This is a genomic window from Spirosoma sp. (assembly GCF_026391055.1).
GTDB lineage: Bacteria > Bacteroidota > Bacteroidia > Cytophagales > Spirosomataceae > Spirosoma.
Genome location: NZ_JAPLET010000022.1, coordinates 956,301 through 974,359 on the forward strand (window position 1 = coordinate 956,301; position 18,059 = coordinate 974,359).

The 18,059-nt window shown below is 46.8% G+C and carries 17 protein-coding genes and 1 other RNA gene; 8 read left to right on the plus strand and 10 right to left on the minus strand.

The features are described 5' to 3' along the window. Window positions 1–102 precede the first annotated feature (102 nt). Together NT073_RS19400 and ssrA are read right to left on the minus strand one after the other, a co-directional pair. A complete protein-coding gene (locus tag NT073_RS19400) occupies window positions 103–585 on the minus strand; it encodes a hypothetical protein (RefSeq protein ID WP_297376714.1) in 483 nt (160 codons plus the stop codon). A gap of 297 nt (window positions 586–882) precedes the next feature. After that, window positions 883–1,256, minus strand: a transfer-messenger RNA (tmRNA) gene (gene ssrA / locus NT073_RS19405). 181 nt (window positions 1,257–1,437) lie between these two features. Here ssrA and NT073_RS19410 point away from each other — a divergent pair. Then, a complete protein-coding gene (locus NT073_RS19410) occupies window positions 1,438–2,070 on the plus strand; it encodes a hypothetical protein (RefSeq protein WP_297376716.1) in 633 nt (210 codons plus the stop codon). Window positions 2,071–2,138: 68 nt separating this feature from the next. On the opposite strand, the gene NT073_RS19415 is transcribed toward NT073_RS19410, so the two are convergent. From NT073_RS19415 to NT073_RS19425, 3 genes are read right to left on the minus strand one after another with little or no spacing between them, the layout of a single operon-like run. After that, window positions 2,139–3,110 carry an alpha/beta fold hydrolase gene (locus NT073_RS19415; RefSeq protein WP_297376718.1) on the minus strand — a complete coding sequence of 324 codons (972 nt, stop codon included), beginning with the start codon at window positions 3,108–3,110 and terminating at the stop codon, window positions 2,139–2,141. Window positions 3,111–3,141: 31 nt separating this feature from the next. Continuing rightward, on the minus strand, window positions 3,142–3,804 hold the full coding sequence (locus NT073_RS19420) for an SdpI family protein (RefSeq protein WP_297376719.1): 663 nt from the start codon (window positions 3,802–3,804) through the stop codon (window positions 3,142–3,144). 23 nt (window positions 3,805–3,827) lie between these two features. Continuing rightward, a complete protein-coding gene (locus tag NT073_RS19425) occupies window positions 3,828–4,127 on the minus strand; it encodes an autorepressor SdpR family transcription factor (RefSeq protein WP_297376721.1) in 300 nt (99 codons plus the stop codon). Window positions 4,128–4,430: 303 nt separating this feature from the next. On the opposite strand from NT073_RS19425, the gene NT073_RS19430 reads away from it, so the two are divergent. Further along, window positions 4,431–4,973 carry a DUF6580 family putative transport protein gene (locus NT073_RS19430; RefSeq protein ID WP_297376723.1) on the plus strand — a complete coding sequence of 181 codons (543 nt, stop codon included), beginning with the start codon at window positions 4,431–4,433 and terminating at the stop codon, window positions 4,971–4,973. Window positions 4,974–5,076: 103 nt separating this feature from the next. Here the strand turns inward: NT073_RS19430 and NT073_RS19435 are convergent, their stop codons facing one another. Both NT073_RS19435 and NT073_RS19440 read right to left on the minus strand, forming a co-directional pair. Further along, window positions 5,077–7,725 (minus strand): glucosidase, encoded by a 2,649-nt coding sequence (locus NT073_RS19435; protein WP_297376725.1) that lies wholly within the window; start codon window positions 7,723–7,725, stop codon window positions 5,077–5,079. 83 nt (window positions 7,726–7,808) lie between these two features. After that, entirely contained in the window at window positions 7,809–8,618 is an 810-nt protein-coding gene (locus NT073_RS19440) for an SDR family oxidoreductase (RefSeq protein ID WP_297376727.1), read from the minus strand. Between the two features lie 461 nt (window positions 8,619–9,079). On the opposite strand from NT073_RS19440, the gene NT073_RS19445 reads away from it, so the two are divergent. Beyond that, window positions 9,080–9,685 carry a T9SS C-terminal target domain-containing protein gene (locus NT073_RS19445; RefSeq protein WP_297376729.1) on the plus strand — a complete coding sequence of 202 codons (606 nt, stop codon included), beginning with the start codon at window positions 9,080–9,082 and terminating at the stop codon, window positions 9,683–9,685. 135 nt (window positions 9,686–9,820) lie between these two features. Here NT073_RS19445 and uvsE read toward each other — a convergent pair whose 3' ends face one another. After that, window positions 9,821–10,714 (minus strand): UV DNA damage repair endonuclease UvsE, encoded by an 894-nt coding sequence (gene uvsE, locus NT073_RS19450; RefSeq protein WP_297376731.1) that lies wholly within the window; start codon window positions 10,712–10,714, stop codon window positions 9,821–9,823. A gap of 154 nt (window positions 10,715–10,868) precedes the next feature. On the opposite strand from uvsE, the gene NT073_RS19455 reads away from it, so the two are divergent. After that, window positions 10,869–11,267, plus strand: a complete 399-nt coding sequence (locus NT073_RS19455) for a hypothetical protein (RefSeq protein WP_297376733.1) — start codon at window positions 10,869–10,871, stop codon at window positions 11,265–11,267. Between the two features lie 92 nt (window positions 11,268–11,359). Here the strand turns inward: NT073_RS19455 and NT073_RS19460 are convergent, their stop codons facing one another. Continuing rightward, on the minus strand, window positions 11,360–11,812 hold the full coding sequence (locus tag NT073_RS19460) for a peptidylprolyl isomerase (RefSeq protein WP_012926864.1): 453 nt from the start codon (window positions 11,810–11,812) through the stop codon (window positions 11,360–11,362). Between the two features lie 279 nt (window positions 11,813–12,091). Between NT073_RS19460 and NT073_RS19465 the strand changes: the two genes are divergently transcribed. After that, the gene (locus NT073_RS19465; RefSeq protein ID WP_297376735.1) at window positions 12,092–12,490 is read left to right on the plus strand and encodes a PadR family transcriptional regulator; all 399 of its coding nucleotides are present in this window, start codon (window positions 12,092–12,094) and stop codon (window positions 12,488–12,490) included. Between the two features lie 38 nt (window positions 12,491–12,528). Continuing rightward, window positions 12,529–13,053 carry a hypothetical protein gene (locus NT073_RS19470; RefSeq protein WP_297376737.1) on the plus strand — a complete coding sequence of 175 codons (525 nt, stop codon included), beginning with the start codon at window positions 12,529–12,531 and terminating at the stop codon, window positions 13,051–13,053. A 145-nt stretch (window positions 13,054–13,198) separates the two neighbouring features. Here NT073_RS19470 and proS read toward each other — a convergent pair whose 3' ends face one another. Next, on the minus strand, window positions 13,199–14,671 hold the full coding sequence (gene proS / locus NT073_RS19475) for a proline--tRNA ligase (RefSeq protein ID WP_297376739.1): 1,473 nt from the start codon (window positions 14,669–14,671) through the stop codon (window positions 13,199–13,201). Window positions 14,672–14,964: 293 nt separating this feature from the next. Here proS and NT073_RS19480 point away from each other — a divergent pair, with 293 nt between their 5' ends. Next, complete coding sequence (locus NT073_RS19480; RefSeq protein WP_297376741.1) at window positions 14,965–16,290, plus strand: hypothetical protein; 1,326 nt, start codon at window positions 14,965–14,967, stop codon at window positions 16,288–16,290. Between the two features lie 169 nt (window positions 16,291–16,459). Further along, a complete protein-coding gene (locus NT073_RS19485; protein ID WP_297376743.1) occupies window positions 16,460–18,040 on the plus strand; it encodes a hypothetical protein in 1,581 nt (526 codons plus the stop codon). Window positions 18,041–18,059: the final 19 nt, after the last annotated feature.

Genomic DNA, 18,059 nt, shown 5'->3' on the forward strand with positions numbered 1-18,059 from the left:
ACTAAAATGGCAAAGAGCCTGAACTGAAAATTTTCAATTCGGGCTCTTTGCCATTTAAATGACTAATGATAATTACTTGTTTTAACAGCGGCTCACTTGCCCTTATTCTGCCGATGTGCTCAGCTTCTTACGTCCTCGAGGCTTACCTGTATACTCAGGTTTTGGGTTCTCATTCGTAAGTTTTAATTCATAACCGGTTACGCCATCTTCGTAGTCAAATGGCTTTACCAGAAAGTTATATTTCGTTTCTGCGAAATCTATTCCTCCCTTCTGCAGTATAAAAGGCAGTGAAATTGCATAACTTTTAGCACCCTGAACCAACTCAAATGTTTGCTCTTCGCCTTCGCCACTAGGGATCAGGTATAATGATTTTATCTTCCGTTTTCCATCCTGTGTACCCACCTTGAACTGATTATTAGTAGGGTCCAGTCCTAATTGGGCTATCGATTTAGATGGAAAAACTAGTTTACCCGTTGATGAAATGTAGCCAGTCACAGGTGATGTCTTAACAACAGGCTTTTCATCCTTTTTCTTGGCTTCGCTATTCTCATCAGGAGAAAAGAACCGTATTTGCTTCGCTTTCATTCGATAGTATATTTATTAATATTGACTAACAGACTTCACAAATATAGGTAGTCTTATTTTTAAAAAAGAAAAACTATACGATAGAATATTTTCTAACTCGGTAATTTTCTCAAAAAGATAAGATGCGAGTTGAAATTGTGTACGATTAGTTGACTTATTTTATAATTAGGCGCTACGCCCGCCCAATCACGCAGGAAAAGTTTATGACAATTTCATAGTTTGCATATCCGTGGGGCTTATCGACATCGTCTCCACAAACAAAAAAACTCAATACATAAATGTATTGAGTTTTTTTGTTTGTGGAGACGGAGAGATTCGAACTCTCGTCCAGTCAAGGAACCCGTCGTGCCTTCTACATGCTTAGGTATACTTAGGATTGTCGGGAATCGGCCCGGTGTACACCAAACCAAGCTTCATCCGTAGGTGCTTGTGTCTTACTCGGCCGTTAACACCCTAAACCGAGCCAGCGCTGCGAGTCGATGCCTCCTGATCCAGCCAGCAGCACGTAGGCCGGGGAGACAATGGCTATTGCTTAATCCTCCGGATTAGGCAGCCATGGCGTAGTTATATTCGCCAGTTATTGTTTTGACGATTTGTTTGGGCGGGAAATACCGTCAACTCCCGACATGCTTACACGCGACCTCAGCAAGCTGTCAATTCCGGTCGTCCCCAGATTGTCACGCATACTTACGTACGTTTTTAGAACCTGAGACCTACCACTTTGGTTCAAATTTTTATCTAAATAAATGGACGGGTTTTGCCTAATTGGTTAAAACTAATTTATACTGAACAGGTTATACCCGTTGCTACTAGCCGCTAATTAGTTGTTTTGTCGCTATACTTATGACATTTATGTCTTTTGAACTATTACTTTATCAGCAGCTAACGCCTTTTTTCGAACAGTATGATTTTTTTCTATTACCCGAAAAAAATCAGTTTCGCCGGGCAACATCAACAGGCTTTCAATCCATAATACCCTCGTTTAATGTCTACAATGATGAAACTGTATTAGACGTTAAGCTTGGTTGCCGTAATGAACAAGTAGAGCAGATCGCTCAACAGTTTGTTAGTAGCCCGGCAGTAAGTCATCAGGATGCAGCTACTATCACTGTTTCAATTAGTCAGTTCAACGACTTTAAAATTGCACCTTTTAAGCTTTCTACCGAAAAGGAACTAGTCACAATCTGCCGACAGATTGAGTCATTTTTTCAAACAAGCGGATTTACATTTCTTAACTTTTCATGCACCTTACCTGTATTAGACCATTTGCTAAATGAACAACCCAATCGGCCCTGTCAGTATGTATATAACCAAATGCATCGTTATTATAAAGGATTAATAACGGCCAGTTTAGCACATACGAATCAGTTCGATAGTTTATGTGATCAATACAGGCGTTTACTGGTAAAACAAACTCACAATCCTTATGAGCCCCTACAGTTTGAACGATTAATTGCTTACTTACGGTACTATTTCTCGAATTAACGCTACAGGATACATATAGTATTTTGCCTACGTATTGTAACTAACGGCAAGCCATTCACTTTTTTTATTTACGGTTTTACAAATTTTGCAATATAATTTACCAGCCCTGGTGTAAGTGTCAAATTAGGATCGGTATATGTTTTCAAATTCGCGGCCCTGTCAACAGGTGCATTTTTCAGGATATGACTCATTTCATCAACCAAAATTAATGTAGCATCAGGTCTGGCAGCTTTAAGTAATTCGGCCTCTTTCGTAGACACCTGACTATCGTGTTTTCCATTAATGATTAAGATGGGACCTGTAAAATTTTTTATTACTGAAGCAGGATTATACGCCATCCATGAAATTAATCCGGGTTGGTTGGCGGGATTAAATAGGCCCATTAAAAACGGATTTATTCGCTTCACATTATAACCGGCTTTTAGTGAATCCAGCATGGTAGCGGCAACAGAACTGAGTGTGTCTGGCAACCCCGCCTTTAATTGATCTTTTAACACATCAGCAATATTTCGACCGGGACCTGCCAGGGATATAAATTTACTGGCCTTCGTTTTTTCGGCGGCCAGCATCCCAACTAATGATCCCTCTGAGTGGCCCGCAACTACAACCGTTGAAAAACGTTTATCGGCTTTCAATTGGTTTATAAACCCAACTGCATCGCTTACATAAAAATCAAAGCGATGGTCTGCCGCTTTAATCGTCTTTATAGCGGCCTGTAAGTTTGTACCCGATCCGCGTTTGTCGTATCTGGCTACAGCGATTCCTTTAACCGCTAAGCTATCGGCCAACATTTTATAGTTATTCGGTTTCATTCCATAGGGGTTATTTCCATTCCGATCCGTTGGGCCAGAGCCAGCAATAAGCAGCACAACCGGCATTGTTTTTTTTGCCTTTTCGGGGATGGTAAGCGTTCCCTCCAGGGTTAGATCTGCACCCGTCGGAACAGTTATTTTGTACTGTATAGGCTCTTCAATTTGTGCCAGAGCGTTCAGGCAAGAAAGGAGCAATAGCAAAAGAAGGGGCGTATTAAAACGGTTCATAAATCGGGAGTCTTTGTAGTTGTTGGTGCGGTTAATTTAATCGGTGTGCTTTTTCCTGCCGGAAACAGATGTAAGAGTAAACAACCGGCATGAACGAGACGAGCAGTAAGATGCTGACGGTGATGCCTACTTTGTAGGCCAATGGCAATAGAAAGGCAAGTACTGCACCGACGATGCCGCCAGCTACCATAAGCCGCCCGCCTAGGCGATGGGTTTTTCGCCATACGATCTCATTATCGAGTGTCCAGGGCGTGCGAATACCCACAAACCAGTTGGGTTTGATGGTCGTGATGTAATTACCCACACCGGCAATCGTTACGCTGATTATCACCATTAATACACTGACGAAGTTTTCACTGGAGATCGAATGATTGCCCATGTAAAACACCCAACTCATTATGGCTGAAATGAGGAGCGTGAACATGAGTCGTAGCTTTTGATAGTTCGCCGTTTGCAATTGTTTTTTGGGATCAATCATCGGCAGATAACGAAGCAACAGATAAAGTAGAAGTGAGATACCCACCGTATACAGGGCAGCCTGTTCTTTAGTCATCCAGCCGTTCGCTTTCCCAGCCAGATCGTAATGCGTTGTGATTTCAGCAGGAAGTTGATTCCAGATGAGGCCAAGGTAGATCAATGGTGCTACTAAAAGCGCAAGGATCAGGATTTCGATAGAGAAGGTATTTGTTTTCATGATGCACACGATATACTAACGTTTCAGGATGCTTTTGGGGAGTTGCTTGTTTCGGGTGAGGGTACGTCTGTTTTCTGAAAGCTCATTAGCCAGGCCAGCAATTCGTCGAGGACAGTCGTGTTCAGGGTGTAGTTAATAAATTGCCCCTGCTTTGTGGCTTCAACCAAACCTGACTGCCGCAACAAATCGAGGTGATGAGAAATACTGGGCTTGGTCATATTGAATCCCTCGGCAATTTCGCCGGCATTCATGTCGCCCCCGCGCAACAGGTCCAGTATCTGCCGACGGGTCGGATCATTCAAGGCTTTAAATAAGTTATTCATCAGCGACCACTTAAATAGTTAGACAAATGTCTAATTAATAATTTAGACAACTGTCTAAATGTATACAAATGGTAGTTTCTGCTGATAAACGGCAGTTGTGCTTGCTAACCAGTCGATATCGCCAAAATAATGGCTTACATGGCTGGAGACTTGTTTAAACCACCCTAATGGGGCTTTGTCAAGTGTGTTAATGGAGTTATCTTTGTAGATATATAGTCAGAGTACTAGCCCCAGTGTTGGTGCTTTGGCCTGTTCTAAGCTGAATTATTAGTATACAGGCCCTTTTTTAACTGTTGATTTATTATGAAGCCGCTTCAGATTCGCTTAACCACCCTTACGATTTTTGTTCTGGCAACTGCTCTGTTCAGACTAGTGCCTCACTGGTATAACTTTACGCCAATTGCGGCCCTCGCCCTATTCGGCGCTTCCCGATTTGAGCGCAAGTGGCTGGGTCTCGCCGTACCAATGGCCGCCATGCTTCTGAGCGACAGCCTGATCGGATTTCACGGCAATATGGGCGCGGTTTATGTCAGCTTCGGTCTTACCTGGCTTCTTGGCCTTTGGGCTTTACAACAGCCAACGGCCGGGCGTATTGCAGCAGCTTCGGTAACTTCGTCGATACTGTTTTTTCTGGTGACAAACTTTTCAGTTTGGTATGGCAGTACGTTTTATCCACAAACGGCGGCTGGTCTATTAGGCTGCTACACGGCCGGACTGGCGTTCTATAACGGCACTTCATTCTTTCTGAACGGCCTTCTGGGCGACCTCTTCTTTAGTGCTGTATTATTCGGCGCTTACTATCTGCTTCAGCAGCGGTACTCCGTGCTGAAGCCCGCCAGAAACTAATGCTTCTTGTGCTTTTTAATCGACTCCCACCGATTCAGTCATGCACTGATCATCGGCGGGAGTCGTTGTATTTGAGCCCCTCCCTCAAACGAAAAGCACTCTCCTATCGCAGACTGCCATATTTCCGATTGATCAGTTCGGCCACCAGGCCTGTCCAGCCCGTCTGATGACTGGCGCCTACTCCCCGCCCGTTATCGCCATCGAAGTATTCATAAAAAAGTACGTAATCCCGAAAATTGGGGTCTTTGTACTTCGGATGCTTTCCAAAAGATGGGCGTTCCCCATTGGCGTCCAGTGTGAACAGGCTAATGAGTCGATTGTTCAGCTCTCTAGCCACCTCTCTGAGAGTTATCTGCTGACCGGAGCCTATAGGAAATTCGACCGTAAAGCTGTCCCCAAAATAGTGGTAAAACCGTTCCAGGCTTTCAACCATTAGGTAGTTGGTTGGCATCCAGACGGGTCCACGCCAGTTGCTATTACCCCCAAACATACCGCTATCGCTCTCGGCGGGTGTATAGGTCAATCGAAACGTTGTATGGTCCAGTGTAAATTCATATGGATTTTCCTGGTATACTTTCGAAACGGCGCGTACACCGTGCGGGCTTAAAAATTCGGTTTCGTCCAGCACTTTAGCCAGCAGCGCTTTCAGACGAAATCCCCGTAACAGGCTGAGTAATCTTTTTTCATCGACTCCTTTTTCGGCGTACCGCGACACCTGATGGTACAGGTCGGGGCGGTGGCCCTGGAACCAGACCATGCGTTTTACAAATTCAGGATTTGCCTGTAACAACTCCGCGTCCAGCACCTCAACGGCAAACATGGGAATAAGTCCAACCAACGTACGAACTTTCATGCGATAAATGGTACCATCCTCCATCCGTAACTGATCGTAGAAAAACGCGTCTTCTTCATCCCATAAACCGACGTTTGTATTGCCAATGTGTGTAATTGCTCCGGCGATATACAGAAAGTGATCGAAGAATTTGGTGGCCATTTCGTCGTAAACCGGATCATGGCGGGCCAGTTCGAGCGCTATTCGCATCATGTTCAGTGAGTACATAGCCATCCAGCTGGTCCCATCCGCCTGCTCCAGGTGACTCCCGTCTGGAAAGGCGGTGTTTCGGTCAAACACACCAATGTTGTCGAGTCCGAGAAATCCGCCTTCAAAAATGTTATTCCCCGACTGATCTTTCCGATTCACCCACCAGGTGAAATTGAGCATAAGCTTATGGAAAATCGCGCGTAGAAACGTTAGATCCTGCTCGCCCGGTGGCTTACGTTCCAGTTCCAGGTGGTAAATCCGCCAGGCAGCCCAGGCCTGAACCGGTGGATTGACGTCTGAGAAATTCCATTCATACGCAGGCAGTTGCCCATTAGGATGCATAAACCATTCATTGGTGAGCAGCATTAATTGCTGCTTGGCAAAATCAGGGTCGATGAGTGAAAGGGTTACGCAGTGAAATGCCCAGTCCCAGGCGGCATACCACGGATACTCCCATTTATCGGGCATGGAAATTACCCCGGCATTGATAAGCTGTAGCCAGGTATGGTTACGCCCATGCAGGCGTTCGGGGGGCGGGGGCGGATTATTGGCATCGCCGGCCAGCCACCGCGACACATCATAATAGTAATACTGCTTGTTCCAGAGCATTCCCGCAAAAGCCTGCCGCTGCACCCGTTTTTCGTCCTCGGTAGCGTCAGCTGGCTGTATGTGCGAATAAAACTCATCCGCTTCTTTCTTTCGATTGGTGAGTATGCGATCAAACGAGGCAAAAGGTTGTTCAGGCCCGCTACCGGCCGGCCCGGTAGCTTCGAGCCGAAGCCGAACAATGGCGGATTCGCCAGCCTGGATCGTCAGGGTATAATGCGCTGCGGCTTTCGTCCCTTTACTGTCGGGGTTGATGGTATTCCTGCCTTGTACTATGTAATCATTGATGCCGTCTTTAGGATAGCAGGGGCCTGAGTGGGTGTCGTAGAGCCGTGCCACATTGGATTCATTCTCACAGAACAGCCAGTTGGGTTGCCCTTCGGCGTACAGGATGTAGCGACCCAGAGCAGAATCTTCTACCGATACTGTATTGTCGGGTTGTAATACCAGCGACGGATGGTAGTTGGGCACACCATCGGTATCATCACCGAAAATCCAGGTATTCCGAAACCAGAGTGTTGGCAGTACATGCAACGTTGCCGCTTCGGGTCCCCGATTATGTATGGTAACAGCCATCAACATATCCTGCGGTCCAGCTTTCGCGTACTCGACAAATACATCAAAATACCGATTCTCATCGAACAGGCCGGTATCCAGCAATTCGAATTCCGGGTCGAGACGCCCCCTGCGACCGTTTTCGGTTACCAGCCATTCATAGGGATAAGCCGCCTGCGGGTATTTATAAAGCATCCGCTGGTACGAATGAGAAGGCGTATTATCGAGGTAGTAATAGAGTTCCTTTACATCCTCACCATGATTTCCCTCGCTATTACTAAGGCCAAAATATCGTTCTTTCAGGATTGAGTCCTCACCATTCCAGAGCGCCAGTGCCAGACACAACTGCTGTTTGTTGTCGCAAAAGCCCGCAATACCTTCTTCGCCCCAGCGATAGGTATAGCTACGGGACATGTCGTGGGTTGTAAAGTTCCAGGCGTCTCCGTTGGCGCTATAATCTTCGCGTACGGTACCCCATTGCCGGTCGGACACATAAGGGCCCCATTGCCGCCAGGCCGGATCATTCAGACGGTGGTGTTCGGTGGTCAACTGTTCAGAATATAATATACTGAGCGCAAGATATAGGATGTAAGTCTTGCTTAAGCTATACATCTTATATCATACACCTCAACTTATCCATTATCAGCGAAACTTTCGAAAACGGTCATCCCCCCGTCTATAAAGATACTGGCACCGGTAATGTAATCAGATAGATCGGAGGCCAAAAATACAGCCAGATTACCAATATCCGCCGGTTGTCCTATGCGGTTATAAGGGATCAGTGTCATCAGACTGTTCAGGGCCTGAGGAGTTTCCCAGGCTCCCCGATTGATGGGTGTCTGGATAGCTCCGGGGCAAATACTGTTGACCCGTATTCCCTGCGGGCCGTATTCCTGCGCCAGCGACTGCATCATCAGCTTGATCCCGCCTTTGGAGGCCGCGTAATTGACGTGTCCAGCCCAGGGAATCACTTCATGAACTGAGCTCATACAGATAATCTTTCCGGTAGCGGCCGATACTTCGGGCCGTGGGCCCCGGCGCAAGAATTCCCGAATGGCTTCCCGTGCACACAAAAACTGTCCGGTCAAGTTCACCTTAATGACAGTGTTCCATTCCTCAAGCGTCATCTCATGAAATTTGGCATCGCGCTGTAAACCGGCGTTATTGATTAAAATATCAATAGTACCATACTTGGCTATTACATCGGCAAAAAGCTTACTTACCTGATCTTCTTCGCTTACGTCGCACTGAATGACCACACCAGTGCCACCAGCATCGGTAATTTCCTTTAATACCGCATCGGCCGACGCTTTGCTCTTGTCGGAGGAGTAGTTAACAACCACCGTTGCACCCGCTTCGGCCAGTGATTTAGCGACACCAGCACCAATACCGCTGCTTGAACCGGTAATTAAGGCAATCTGTCCCTGGAGTACTTTTTCCATGCGTTTTTTTACTTGTTTATACAGTAAGACAAAACAGCCCCCTATGGTTTTAAGGAAACATGGTGGTTATGCTGAATTTAATGTCTGCTCCTAATTATTTAACAGGCTACATGAGTTCCTTTTTTTGCGTTTTCGGGCAGTTTGCACAGAAATTACTCGCTCTATCTTTAGTCACTTTCGCTAACTCTAATTTTACCATTTTTCAGAAATAGGATTTTTAGGCTGAAAATTAGGGATGCCAACGTATATAGTACAACTTTTTAGAATTATTAGAAAAATACAATTCATAAGTATAAAATAGGGACTTGTTGTACTTTTCCCATAAACGCCCTAATTTGCTCAGAAGGAATATAACTAAAATATGAAGTTTTCTTAAATGTCTGGTAATCAGTATCGCTCCTATTGCAATGAATCGCCTTCATCGCACACCTTTGTCACGGTAAAACAAAAATTTCAAGCCAATGAAAAAATTCCGTGTAACAATCGCTGTAGTACTGTCAGTAATGAGTTTAGCCAGTTTCCAGGGTGCCAAAGCTGACACAGGATCAGGAATGAGTGGTGTGAAAGTCGAGAAGTCCGAGCAAAAGAAAGTACGTATTTATACACAACCGGGATCATCTATTGACGTGGCACTTATTGATGCAGACGGCAATGTTCTCTACCGGGGCATTATCTCGAAAAACGCAAAACATGCGACCTCGTTCAACCTGAACAATCTGCCCGATGGTCAGTATTATTTGACAGCCAGCAGCAATGCCTGGTGGATGTCGCAAGGGTTGACCATCAAAGGAAATGCATTGAACGTTGACGAGCGTGGTTTGCAACAACTGACGCAGCCAACACTGACGGCTTACGAGAAAAATAAAATTGAACTCGTATTGCCCGCCAAGAACATTGATGAAGCCAGTGTGGCTATCTACGATGCTCAGAACGTGTTGGTTCAAATCGATTCTTTTAAAGGTTCGGTTCGTCGCTTCGATCTATCCTCGCTTCCAGATGGTGCTTACACCTTCGTGGTAGGTCCCAACGAGAAGAAGTTTACGACACGGGTCGACATCCAGCACTAAGCTAAACGTCTTGCTCCCATAGCCTTCGGGCCATTCGATACTACACCTCCTCTTATGAGTGGCCAGTCTTTTCGGACAAGCCTGGCCGCTACTCAATTCCCGCCCGCTGCCTTCTTACGAAGGCAGCGGGCATTTTTATACAAGTTCGCCCCGTAATCGTAAAATAGACAGTTCTTTCATCTTCGACTCAAACACAATGTCGACTTCTTTGCCGTAGGTATTCACGGCGGAGTAAAGCCAGTCGGCATGGGCTTCGCGACGCGCTTTAGGGTCTTCGTGCTCTTGCCGCGAATCGGAAAAATGAAACACAGGCCGGACATCCCAGGTCGCATAAGCTGTCAGGAAGGCCTCTTCCTCCGTCTGCTGGCCCGGGTTTAATGAATGATGGAAATAATCGAAAACGATTGGCGTGCCAATGGTTTCGTAGAGATACAGCAAATCCTGTACGGTGTACAGGCTTGGCCGGTCGTCATTTTCTACCGTCAGGCGAGCACGCAGATTTTCAGAAAGCAAGCCGAAATTTTTCGCAAAGCGGGCCATTGTAGCGGCCTTATCGCCATAGGTGCCACCAGCGTGAATATTTATTTTGTTCCAGTGCGAGGGCGTGAGCCCCATCAGATCGAATAACTCCGACTGATACTCCAGATCCTTAATAGTGTTGTCCAGCACTTTACCCTGCCCGGCAAGATGATTAAACGGGCCAGGGTGAGTGGTCAGGCGGATAGGCCGACTGCCAATTTCTTCGAGCGTTTCCCGAATATCTGAGTAGTCGGGTAACGAACTGATCTGGTATTCAGAGGCCCAGGGAAATAAGTCCGACGAAATACGGAATAATTTAAAACCGTGGCTTAGATTCCAGTCAACTATTTTCAACAGATCCTGCACGTTTTTCAGAGCAAGTTCCGACGCATAGGCAATACCTTTCTCAGAAAATGTCTTTTTGATCATTCCCCGATTTGTCGTGATTTTTTCGGCCTGTAAGCTCAAATTGATGCAGGCATAGCCGACATTCAGCGGTGTTAACTCCATAGTTGGATAACTAAAATGTGCATCTGCCAGTTTTATAAATTGACCGTTCGTTCAAAAGTCCGGGAACAAAGCAAATAATGAACGGCAAGTGACTTATATTCCCAACAGAAGTCACACACGGGTTCAATATATTTCCTGCTTGAAACTATCCAAGATGAAAGACTTTACACACGACCAGATAAATGATATCGCAATTGCCTATTGCGATATGGCTCGTTCGTTAAATGAATTTCAGCTTTTACACTGGCCTGAGCTTACTCATGAGCAACAGCTGGATTTGAACGCGTATCAGAACAGTTTGCTCAACAGGGCGCATGACATGCAGAATCGAACAACTCGGCCAGCCTTTACCAACCCCTCTCAGATAGCAACTCGTATCAGGCTGGCCACAGAGAAAGCCCAAAAGAGCCTGCACCGTATTAATAATCTACCGGTCGCCCTGAATGTTGGGGCTATTACCGTAGCCATAGCCTCTTATACAGCCCGGGCTAATTTGCAGGGCATCGACGTTTTACTTCGCGAGCTGGACGACCTCGACAACTATTCAAATTAGCCATCCGGTCAGAAGTTACTCTCCCTAAACTAATTCGGGTCGTAATCCTTTTTGAGGATTATGACCCGAATTAGTTTAGGGGAAGGCTGATTTTACAGAATCAAACCCGAGGGCGACTTAACGCCAACCAATTCAATATCGAAAGTTAAATCCTGGCCGGCCAACGGGTGATTGGCATCCAACGTAACGTTTGTATCGGTCAGTGTACGCACAATTACCGGAATGGGCCGTGGATTTCCGTCTTCATGCATATTGAGAGTCATGCCAACTTCAAGGGGTATATCCGCTGGAATATCAGAACGTTCCAGCGTAAAAATCATTTCTTCATTGGCGGGTCCGTAGGCGTCCTGAACCGGAATATTAATCGTTTTCTTTTCGCCCTGATTCATACCCGTCACACCATCATCGAACCCTTTAATAACCTGCCCACTGCCAACAGTGAACTCCAGTGGTGTACGACCTTCTGATGAATCGAAGATCGTTCCATCACTTAGGGTTCCGGTATAATGTACCTGAACGGTATCGCCAGATTTTGCTTGTGCCATATCGCTATGTAGTTTTTATAAAAAAGTTAACGTAAAAGTACCGGAACTTCCGACAAAAAAATGGGCTGTACGCTAACTTTTGACCAACTCGCTACCGGGTTCAAAAGTTCACGGCTCACCAAAGTGTTACCATCACTTCTACACCTTGACGTGTTTAATACGGCGGATGGTGAGCAAATTGAAATAAAAACTAATAAAAATTATGAGCCATTGGTCAATATATCGCATTCTTATATATATCTTTACCAACAACGAGTAGAACTAGTTTATTAAAAGCCTATGGAATCATCAGCAAGTGAGTTTTTGAGGGGTACGCTCAAAACAATCATACTGAAGCTTTTGGCGGAGCCGAGGCCATCCACTTCTACGCAGACTGATGCAGGTTCATCAGTACCTGGCCGAATGTATGGCTATGAGATCACGCAATTGGTTAAAGAACGCACCCAAGGCCAGATTGCGCTGTCATTTGGGGCTCTGTATCCTGTTTTGCATAAGTTGGAACAGGAGGGATTACTGATAACGGAAACGGAAGAAGTTGAAGGTCGACTTCGTAAGTATTACTCTCTGACCCCGCAGGGCAATGAGGCTGCAGTTCAAAAAGTCTCCGATTTCGAACGATTTATGGAAACGATGCGCCAGCTTCTGCAACTGCCCATGCAACTAGCACCAAGCCATTAACCAGACATTTTCTTCACGGTTTAAACTCAACAAGAGTCATGGAAAAACTCAGCCCCCAACAATTGGCTACGTTGCATAACCATTTGATTCAGACCGGTTCAACAGACGCCCTGATTGAGGAACTGCTCGACCACCTGGCCTGTGACGTCGAACATTACCTTTGGCTTGGCCTTCCTTTTGATTCGGCTCTCAGCACTGTTCTTGAGCAAGCGAATATAAAGGCCGTTCGGCATCTGCGCGAAACGTACCAGATCGAACTGGCAATGACTGACGAGCAACTGGAACAGGCCAGTCTGGACGATATTGTCTTTGAATTTCGAAACAAGGCCTACGGGGCCTACGATTTACGGCGAGCCTATCCAATCAATCTGCGGAATGCCTTTATCATGACACTTAGCCTGTACATGATGATCATGGCTATGATGGATAGACTTGGCCATGATCAATGGTCGTATTTAAGCCTGGGTGGGGCGGTCTGGCTGCTTGGCCTGTGTGGTGTTACGTTTGCCGTGGTTAGCTGGTATCTTCAGCACATACGCCAACAACAGCTTTATATGCGGTAAAACTCTCCAGTTAATGGTTAATGGTTAATGGTTAATGGTTAATGGTTAATGGTTAATGGTTAATGGTTAATGAAAGCAGTTCAACCTCAGAACTTTTTACTCATCAATCAATAACTTATTAACCATTAACTCAATAACTAATTACCTAATATGCTCTGGCAAACACGACACGCCCAGCAGAGGGTTTTCCGGAGAAAATATCTACCCCTTCTTCGGCTTCCTGATCAAACGGGATACAGCGAATTGTGGCCTTAGTAGCTTCTTTGATAGCCTCTTCAGTTTCGCTGGTTCCATCCCAGTGGGCTAGTATAAACCCACCTTTGTCGAGCTGCACCTGAAACTCATCAAACGTGTCTACTTTGTAGGTATTTGCCTGGCGGAAGGTTTTCGCTTTAGTGTAGATCGTCTGCTGAATATCGTCCAGCAAATTTTTTATGTGTTCGGTTAGTCCTTCGAATGGAACGGTTTCTTTGGTTTTCAAATCCCGACGAGCAATCTCGACAGTTCCGTTTTCCAGATCGCGGCCACCCATAGCCAGTCGAACCGGTACACCCCGCAATTCATACTCGGCAAATTTCCAGCCGGGTTTGTTGGCGTCGGAATCATCGTATTTGACCGATACCCCTGCTTTCCTCAGTTCCTGTACCAGTGGCTTTATTTTAGCCGACAGTGACTCCAGCTGTTCTTCGGAGCGGTAAATGGGTACGATAACAACCTGAATCGGCGCGAGTTTTGGCGGTAGCACCAGCCCATCATCATCCGAGTGCGCCATAATCAGGGCACCCATCAGGCGGGTAGATACGCCCCATGAAGTACCCCACACATAATCGAGCTGATTCTGCTTGTTTAGAAACTGCACATCGAAGGCCTTGGCGAAGTTTTGTCCCAAAAAATGTGAGGTACCGGCCTGTAAGGCTTTACCATCCTGCATCATGGCTTCAATACATAGCGTATCATCTGCACCGGCGAATCGTTCGTTAGCCGTTTTTGTCCCTTTTACAACGGGCAAAGCCATCCACTCTTCCGCAAACTGAGCATAGATGTCCAGCATCTGCCGTGTTTCGAACTTAGCTTCCTCGGCAGTAGCATGGGCGGTATGGCCTTCCTGCCAGAGAAATTCGGCGGTACGCAGAAAGATCCGGGTACGCATTTCCCACCGAACGACGTTGGCCCACTGATTTATGAGCAATGGCAGATCGCGGTACGACTGAATCCAGTTTTTGTATGTACTCCAGATGACCGTCTCGGACGTCGGGCGAACGATGAGTTCTTCTTCCAGTTTAGCCTCCGGGTCAACGATAACGCCCGATCCATCTTCTGCGTTTTTCAGACGGTAGTGCGTTACAACAGCACACTCTTTAGCAAACCCTTCTACGTGCGACGCTTCTTTACTCAGGAAGGACTTTGGAATAAACAGCGGAAAATAAGCGTTCTGATGACCCGTTTCCTTAAACATGTCGTCTAGTGCACGCTGCATTTTTTCCCAGATTGCAAACCCGTAGGGCTTGATCACCATACAGCCCCGAACAGCTGAATTCTCGGCCAGATCGGCTCGTTTGATTAACTCATTATACCACTCGGAGTAGTTTTCACTACGGGACGGAATCGCTTTAGCCATGCGTAATTTTTAGTCAGTTACGGCCCGAAGCGGCCAGCCTGTCACCTGTACCGTCATCGGCTTCAGTATGCCTGAAGCCAATTCGTGTGACCGGATATCTGCTGATTATTTCGGACCAGAAATTAACTTTTTTTAAAATGATTTAAACCTTTTGAAACAAATTGGAATCTACTAGGAGGATAACTTGCAAAGATAGGTTTTTACTCTATTTTTGTAATCAATCAGCTCATTCCTGTGTTATATATTAAAGAAGTTCTCAATATGAGCTTTTACTACTTTAATTCCCTGGCCAAATGAAAACGCAACCCTTATATCGCTTCCTGTCACTGGCGGCTTTGTTGGGTATCTGGAGTTGTACCTCCAGTCGCCAAACAGCGCAAAACGCTGGTGAAATGGATGATTTGTATGGCAACTCCGGCAACGCGGCCGTTTATGCCAGCAACTCATCAGACTACTCTTCGGTTGCTCCGCAAACTGCGCGTCAGCAACGACAGCGGTCATCCCGTAACGCTAATCCCGATTACAACGATGAACAGCAGTACGGTGCCAATGGCAGCGCAAACACGGACGAATATTACACCGAGTTGAGCGCCCGTAAGCTGAATCGTGGTCTCTCGCCCGATCCGGGCTGGAATGATACGGATGCTTATAACTCCGGTTTTGTGAACGGCTATAATGCCGCGTCCACCTCGGCCTATAGTTGGAACCGATGGGGTTTCAACAATACCGGCTTTTACAATGGGCTTGGTCTTGGTCTCGGTATGGGAGCCTTCGGCGGGTTTGGTGGGTATAACCGGTTTGGATTCGGCTTCGGCAGCCCATTCTATTCGCCATACTACGGCAGCTCATTTGGCTACTCGCCCTTCGGTTACGGTTATGATCCCTTTTATAGCTCGTATGCCTATGGTGGATTTGGCGGCATGTATAGCCCCTATTATTCACCCTTTGGGTACGGATATGGTGGGTACGGCGTGTACTATGGCAATCCGGTTTACGTAAATAATGTTTATGTGTCTGGTGCCGACCCTTACCGGGCCAGAAATTACAACCGAACAGTTGAGCGGTCGTCAGGTCGCTACAATGCTGCTTTCGATAATACGGCTCGTACCTATAATCCAAATGGTGGCCGTAGTGCCAATACGGGTTCTGCCACGACCGCCAATCGGGGCAACAGTGATGGGTATTATGCCCGTCCGAGCAATGGCAGCAGCCGAGGATCCTATTACTACGATAACGGCTCGAGTAGCAATGGCCGTGCAGGCAATGCAGTAACAAACGCTCCTTCTTACAACAGTAACTCGGGTGGCGATTATTATGCTCGCCCACGCGAAAGCAGCCGGGGCAGTTATACACCATCAACTGGCAGCAGCAGCGGCCGTAGTGGTTACTCGCAATCGCAGCAGAGCTACCAGCAGCCATCATACCAAAGCCAGAGCCGGAGCTATCAGCAGCCAAGCTACCAGAATCAGAGCCGCTCTTATCAGCAGCCGAGCTTCCAACAGCCTAGCTATAGCGCTCCAAGTCGTAGCTATAGCGCTCCCAGCTACAGTGGTGGTGGCGGTGGTGTCTCCTCCGGTGGTGGCGGGGTTTCGAGTGGTGGCGGACGCGGTCCACGATAGATTTGGAATTTATTATAAAAAAATCCCCGCTGATCAGGACAATTAGCGGGGATTTTCGTTTTGTATTTGTTGCGGTGACTACGCATTTTGTCAAGTACGATTAAACATTCTTGTGGTTAATCAGTCTAAGCCCTACAATGTAGCACACGCCACCAATCGCTTTATACACATGAACAAGCAGTTCTATTTTTCGATAGCCCTGGCGCTATCATCTCCGTTGGCATTTGGCCAGGGAGCCGCTTTCGATTATGCAGATGATGCGTTTCGTTTCTCTGATTTTACGCAGAGTGGTACGGCCCGTTTTAGGGCACTCGGTGGTAACCATGCGTCTCTTGGTGGCGATGCCAGCAACTTGTTTGGCAATGCCGCCGGGTTGGCCTTCTACAACCGTTCCGAACTAAGCATCAGCCCCAACTTTACGTCAGTCAGCAATCAGAATAATTTTCTGGGTCAGCAAACAACGAGCATGGGTAACAAGGTAAACGTAGGTCAATTTGGGTTGGTACTGGCGGGAAAATCCACGGGAAGCAGTCGCTGGCGACGGACGGCCTTCGGCATTACGTATTCTCAATCAGCTAATTTCTTTGATTACACGGATGCCCGGGGGCTGAACAACAACCCAAACTCATCGATTGCCCAAACGTACGTTAATGCTGCCAATAGTGCACAATACAGCGAAGCTGAACTATCTGATGCATTCCTGCCCGGAAGCCGAAGTGCTGATTTTAGAGAAGCGGCTGCCTATGGATTATACCTGATCAATCCAACTATCTACAGTTCCACCAGTGCTGGCCCCCCCTATACCCGCTTTGATGCTACCCGGCAAAAAGATCAACGGGCAACGCTTAGCCGTTCGGGCACCCATTCGCAGTGGTCGATCGCGTATGCGGGTAATTTGGATGATAAACTCTACATAGGTGGTTCGATTGCGTTGACCCGCCTGCGGTATACTTCGGAGTACACTTTTCTTGAAACACCCGTTAATGGCGTAGTCTTCAATAATTACGGTCAGGTAAATACGTTTAACGTTAGGGGAAATGGTATCAATGCGTCGCTTGGATTGATCTATAAACTTAGCCCTCAATTGCAGGTGGGTGCTAATTTGATCACCCCTACCTTCAGCAGTGCTAATGAAGCTTTCACACAGACATTGACCGCTGTTGCGAAAAACCCTAACCCGGAGAACATTACACTGAAGACGAATAGTGTTGATGTAGTGGACCCAGCCAATAATTTCGAGTACTCTCTGCAAACGCCTTTGCGGGCGTCGGGTGGTGCTACCTATTTCCTTGGTAACAGCAAAGTCGGCTTCATTACCGCCACGGCCGAGTACGTTGGGTATCAGGGAATGCGGGTGCGGACATCGGCGTTCTCGAACCAGCAAGACAATACTGACTTTAAAAACGATGTAAAACGGTTTGTTCAGGAAACCTACCAGAACGTCGTCAACATCCGGGCGGGTGCAGAAATCAGGGCGGGTCTGCTGCGGATACGGGGTGGTGTGGCGTATTTACCCAGCGCTTACAAACTGGATCTGGACCGTGTAGCGAAAGCCGACCGGGATAAAATCTTATTGTCGGCGGGACTGGGCGTCCGCAACGATCGCTTTTTTGCTGATCTGGCCGGTTCTTACCTGACGTATAAATCAGGCTTCACACCCTTCGAGCTTCCCAATGCTGTCGATACACCAACGCTATCCACGAATAACAGAAACACAAACTTAATGCTTACAGTGGGTGTGTTTTTTTAAAGGCAAGTATCTATAATAA

Excerpts from the sequence above, each read along its gene's own strand:
- NT073_RS19400 (WP_297376714.1), bottom strand. The coding sequence starts at position 585 with ATGAAAGCGAAGCAAATACGGTTCTTTTCTCCTGATGAGAATAGCGAA.
- NT073_RS19410 (WP_297376716.1), top strand. The coding sequence starts at position 1,438 with ATGTCTTTTGAACTATTACTTTATCAGCAGCTAACGCCTTTTTTCGAA.
- NT073_RS19415 (WP_297376718.1), bottom strand. The coding sequence starts at position 3,110 with ATGAACCGTTTTAATACGCCCCTTCTTTTGCTATTGCTCCTTTCTTGC.
- NT073_RS19420 (WP_297376719.1), bottom strand. The coding sequence starts at position 3,804 with ATGAAAACAAATACCTTCTCTATCGAAATCCTGATCCTTGCGCTTTTA.
- NT073_RS19425 (WP_297376721.1), bottom strand. The coding sequence starts at position 4,127 with ATGAATAACTTATTTAAAGCCTTGAATGATCCGACCCGTCGGCAGATA.
- NT073_RS19430 (WP_297376723.1), top strand. The coding sequence starts at position 4,431 with ATGAAGCCGCTTCAGATTCGCTTAACCACCCTTACGATTTTTGTTCTG.
- NT073_RS19440 (WP_297376727.1), bottom strand. The coding sequence starts at position 8,618 with ATGGAAAAAGTACTCCAGGGACAGATTGCCTTAATTACCGGTTCAAGC.
- NT073_RS19445 (WP_297376729.1), top strand. The coding sequence starts at position 9,080 with ATGAAAAAATTCCGTGTAACAATCGCTGTAGTACTGTCAGTAATGAGT.
- uvsE (WP_297376731.1), bottom strand. The coding sequence starts at position 10,714 with ATGGAGTTAACACCGCTGAATGTCGGCTATGCCTGCATCAATTTGAGC.
- NT073_RS19455 (WP_297376733.1), top strand. The coding sequence starts at position 10,869 with ATGAAAGACTTTACACACGACCAGATAAATGATATCGCAATTGCCTAT.
- NT073_RS19460 (WP_012926864.1), bottom strand. The coding sequence starts at position 11,812 with ATGGCACAAGCAAAATCTGGCGATACCGTTCAGGTACATTATACCGGA.
- NT073_RS19465 (WP_297376735.1), top strand. The coding sequence starts at position 12,092 with ATGGAATCATCAGCAAGTGAGTTTTTGAGGGGTACGCTCAAAACAATC.
- NT073_RS19470 (WP_297376737.1), top strand. The coding sequence starts at position 12,529 with ATGGAAAAACTCAGCCCCCAACAATTGGCTACGTTGCATAACCATTTG.
- proS (WP_297376739.1), bottom strand. The coding sequence starts at position 14,671 with ATGGCTAAAGCGATTCCGTCCCGTAGTGAAAACTACTCCGAGTGGTAT.
- NT073_RS19480 (WP_297376741.1), top strand. The coding sequence starts at position 14,965 with ATGAAAACGCAACCCTTATATCGCTTCCTGTCACTGGCGGCTTTGTTG.
- NT073_RS19485 (WP_297376743.1), top strand. The coding sequence starts at position 16,460 with ATGAACAAGCAGTTCTATTTTTCGATAGCCCTGGCGCTATCATCTCCG.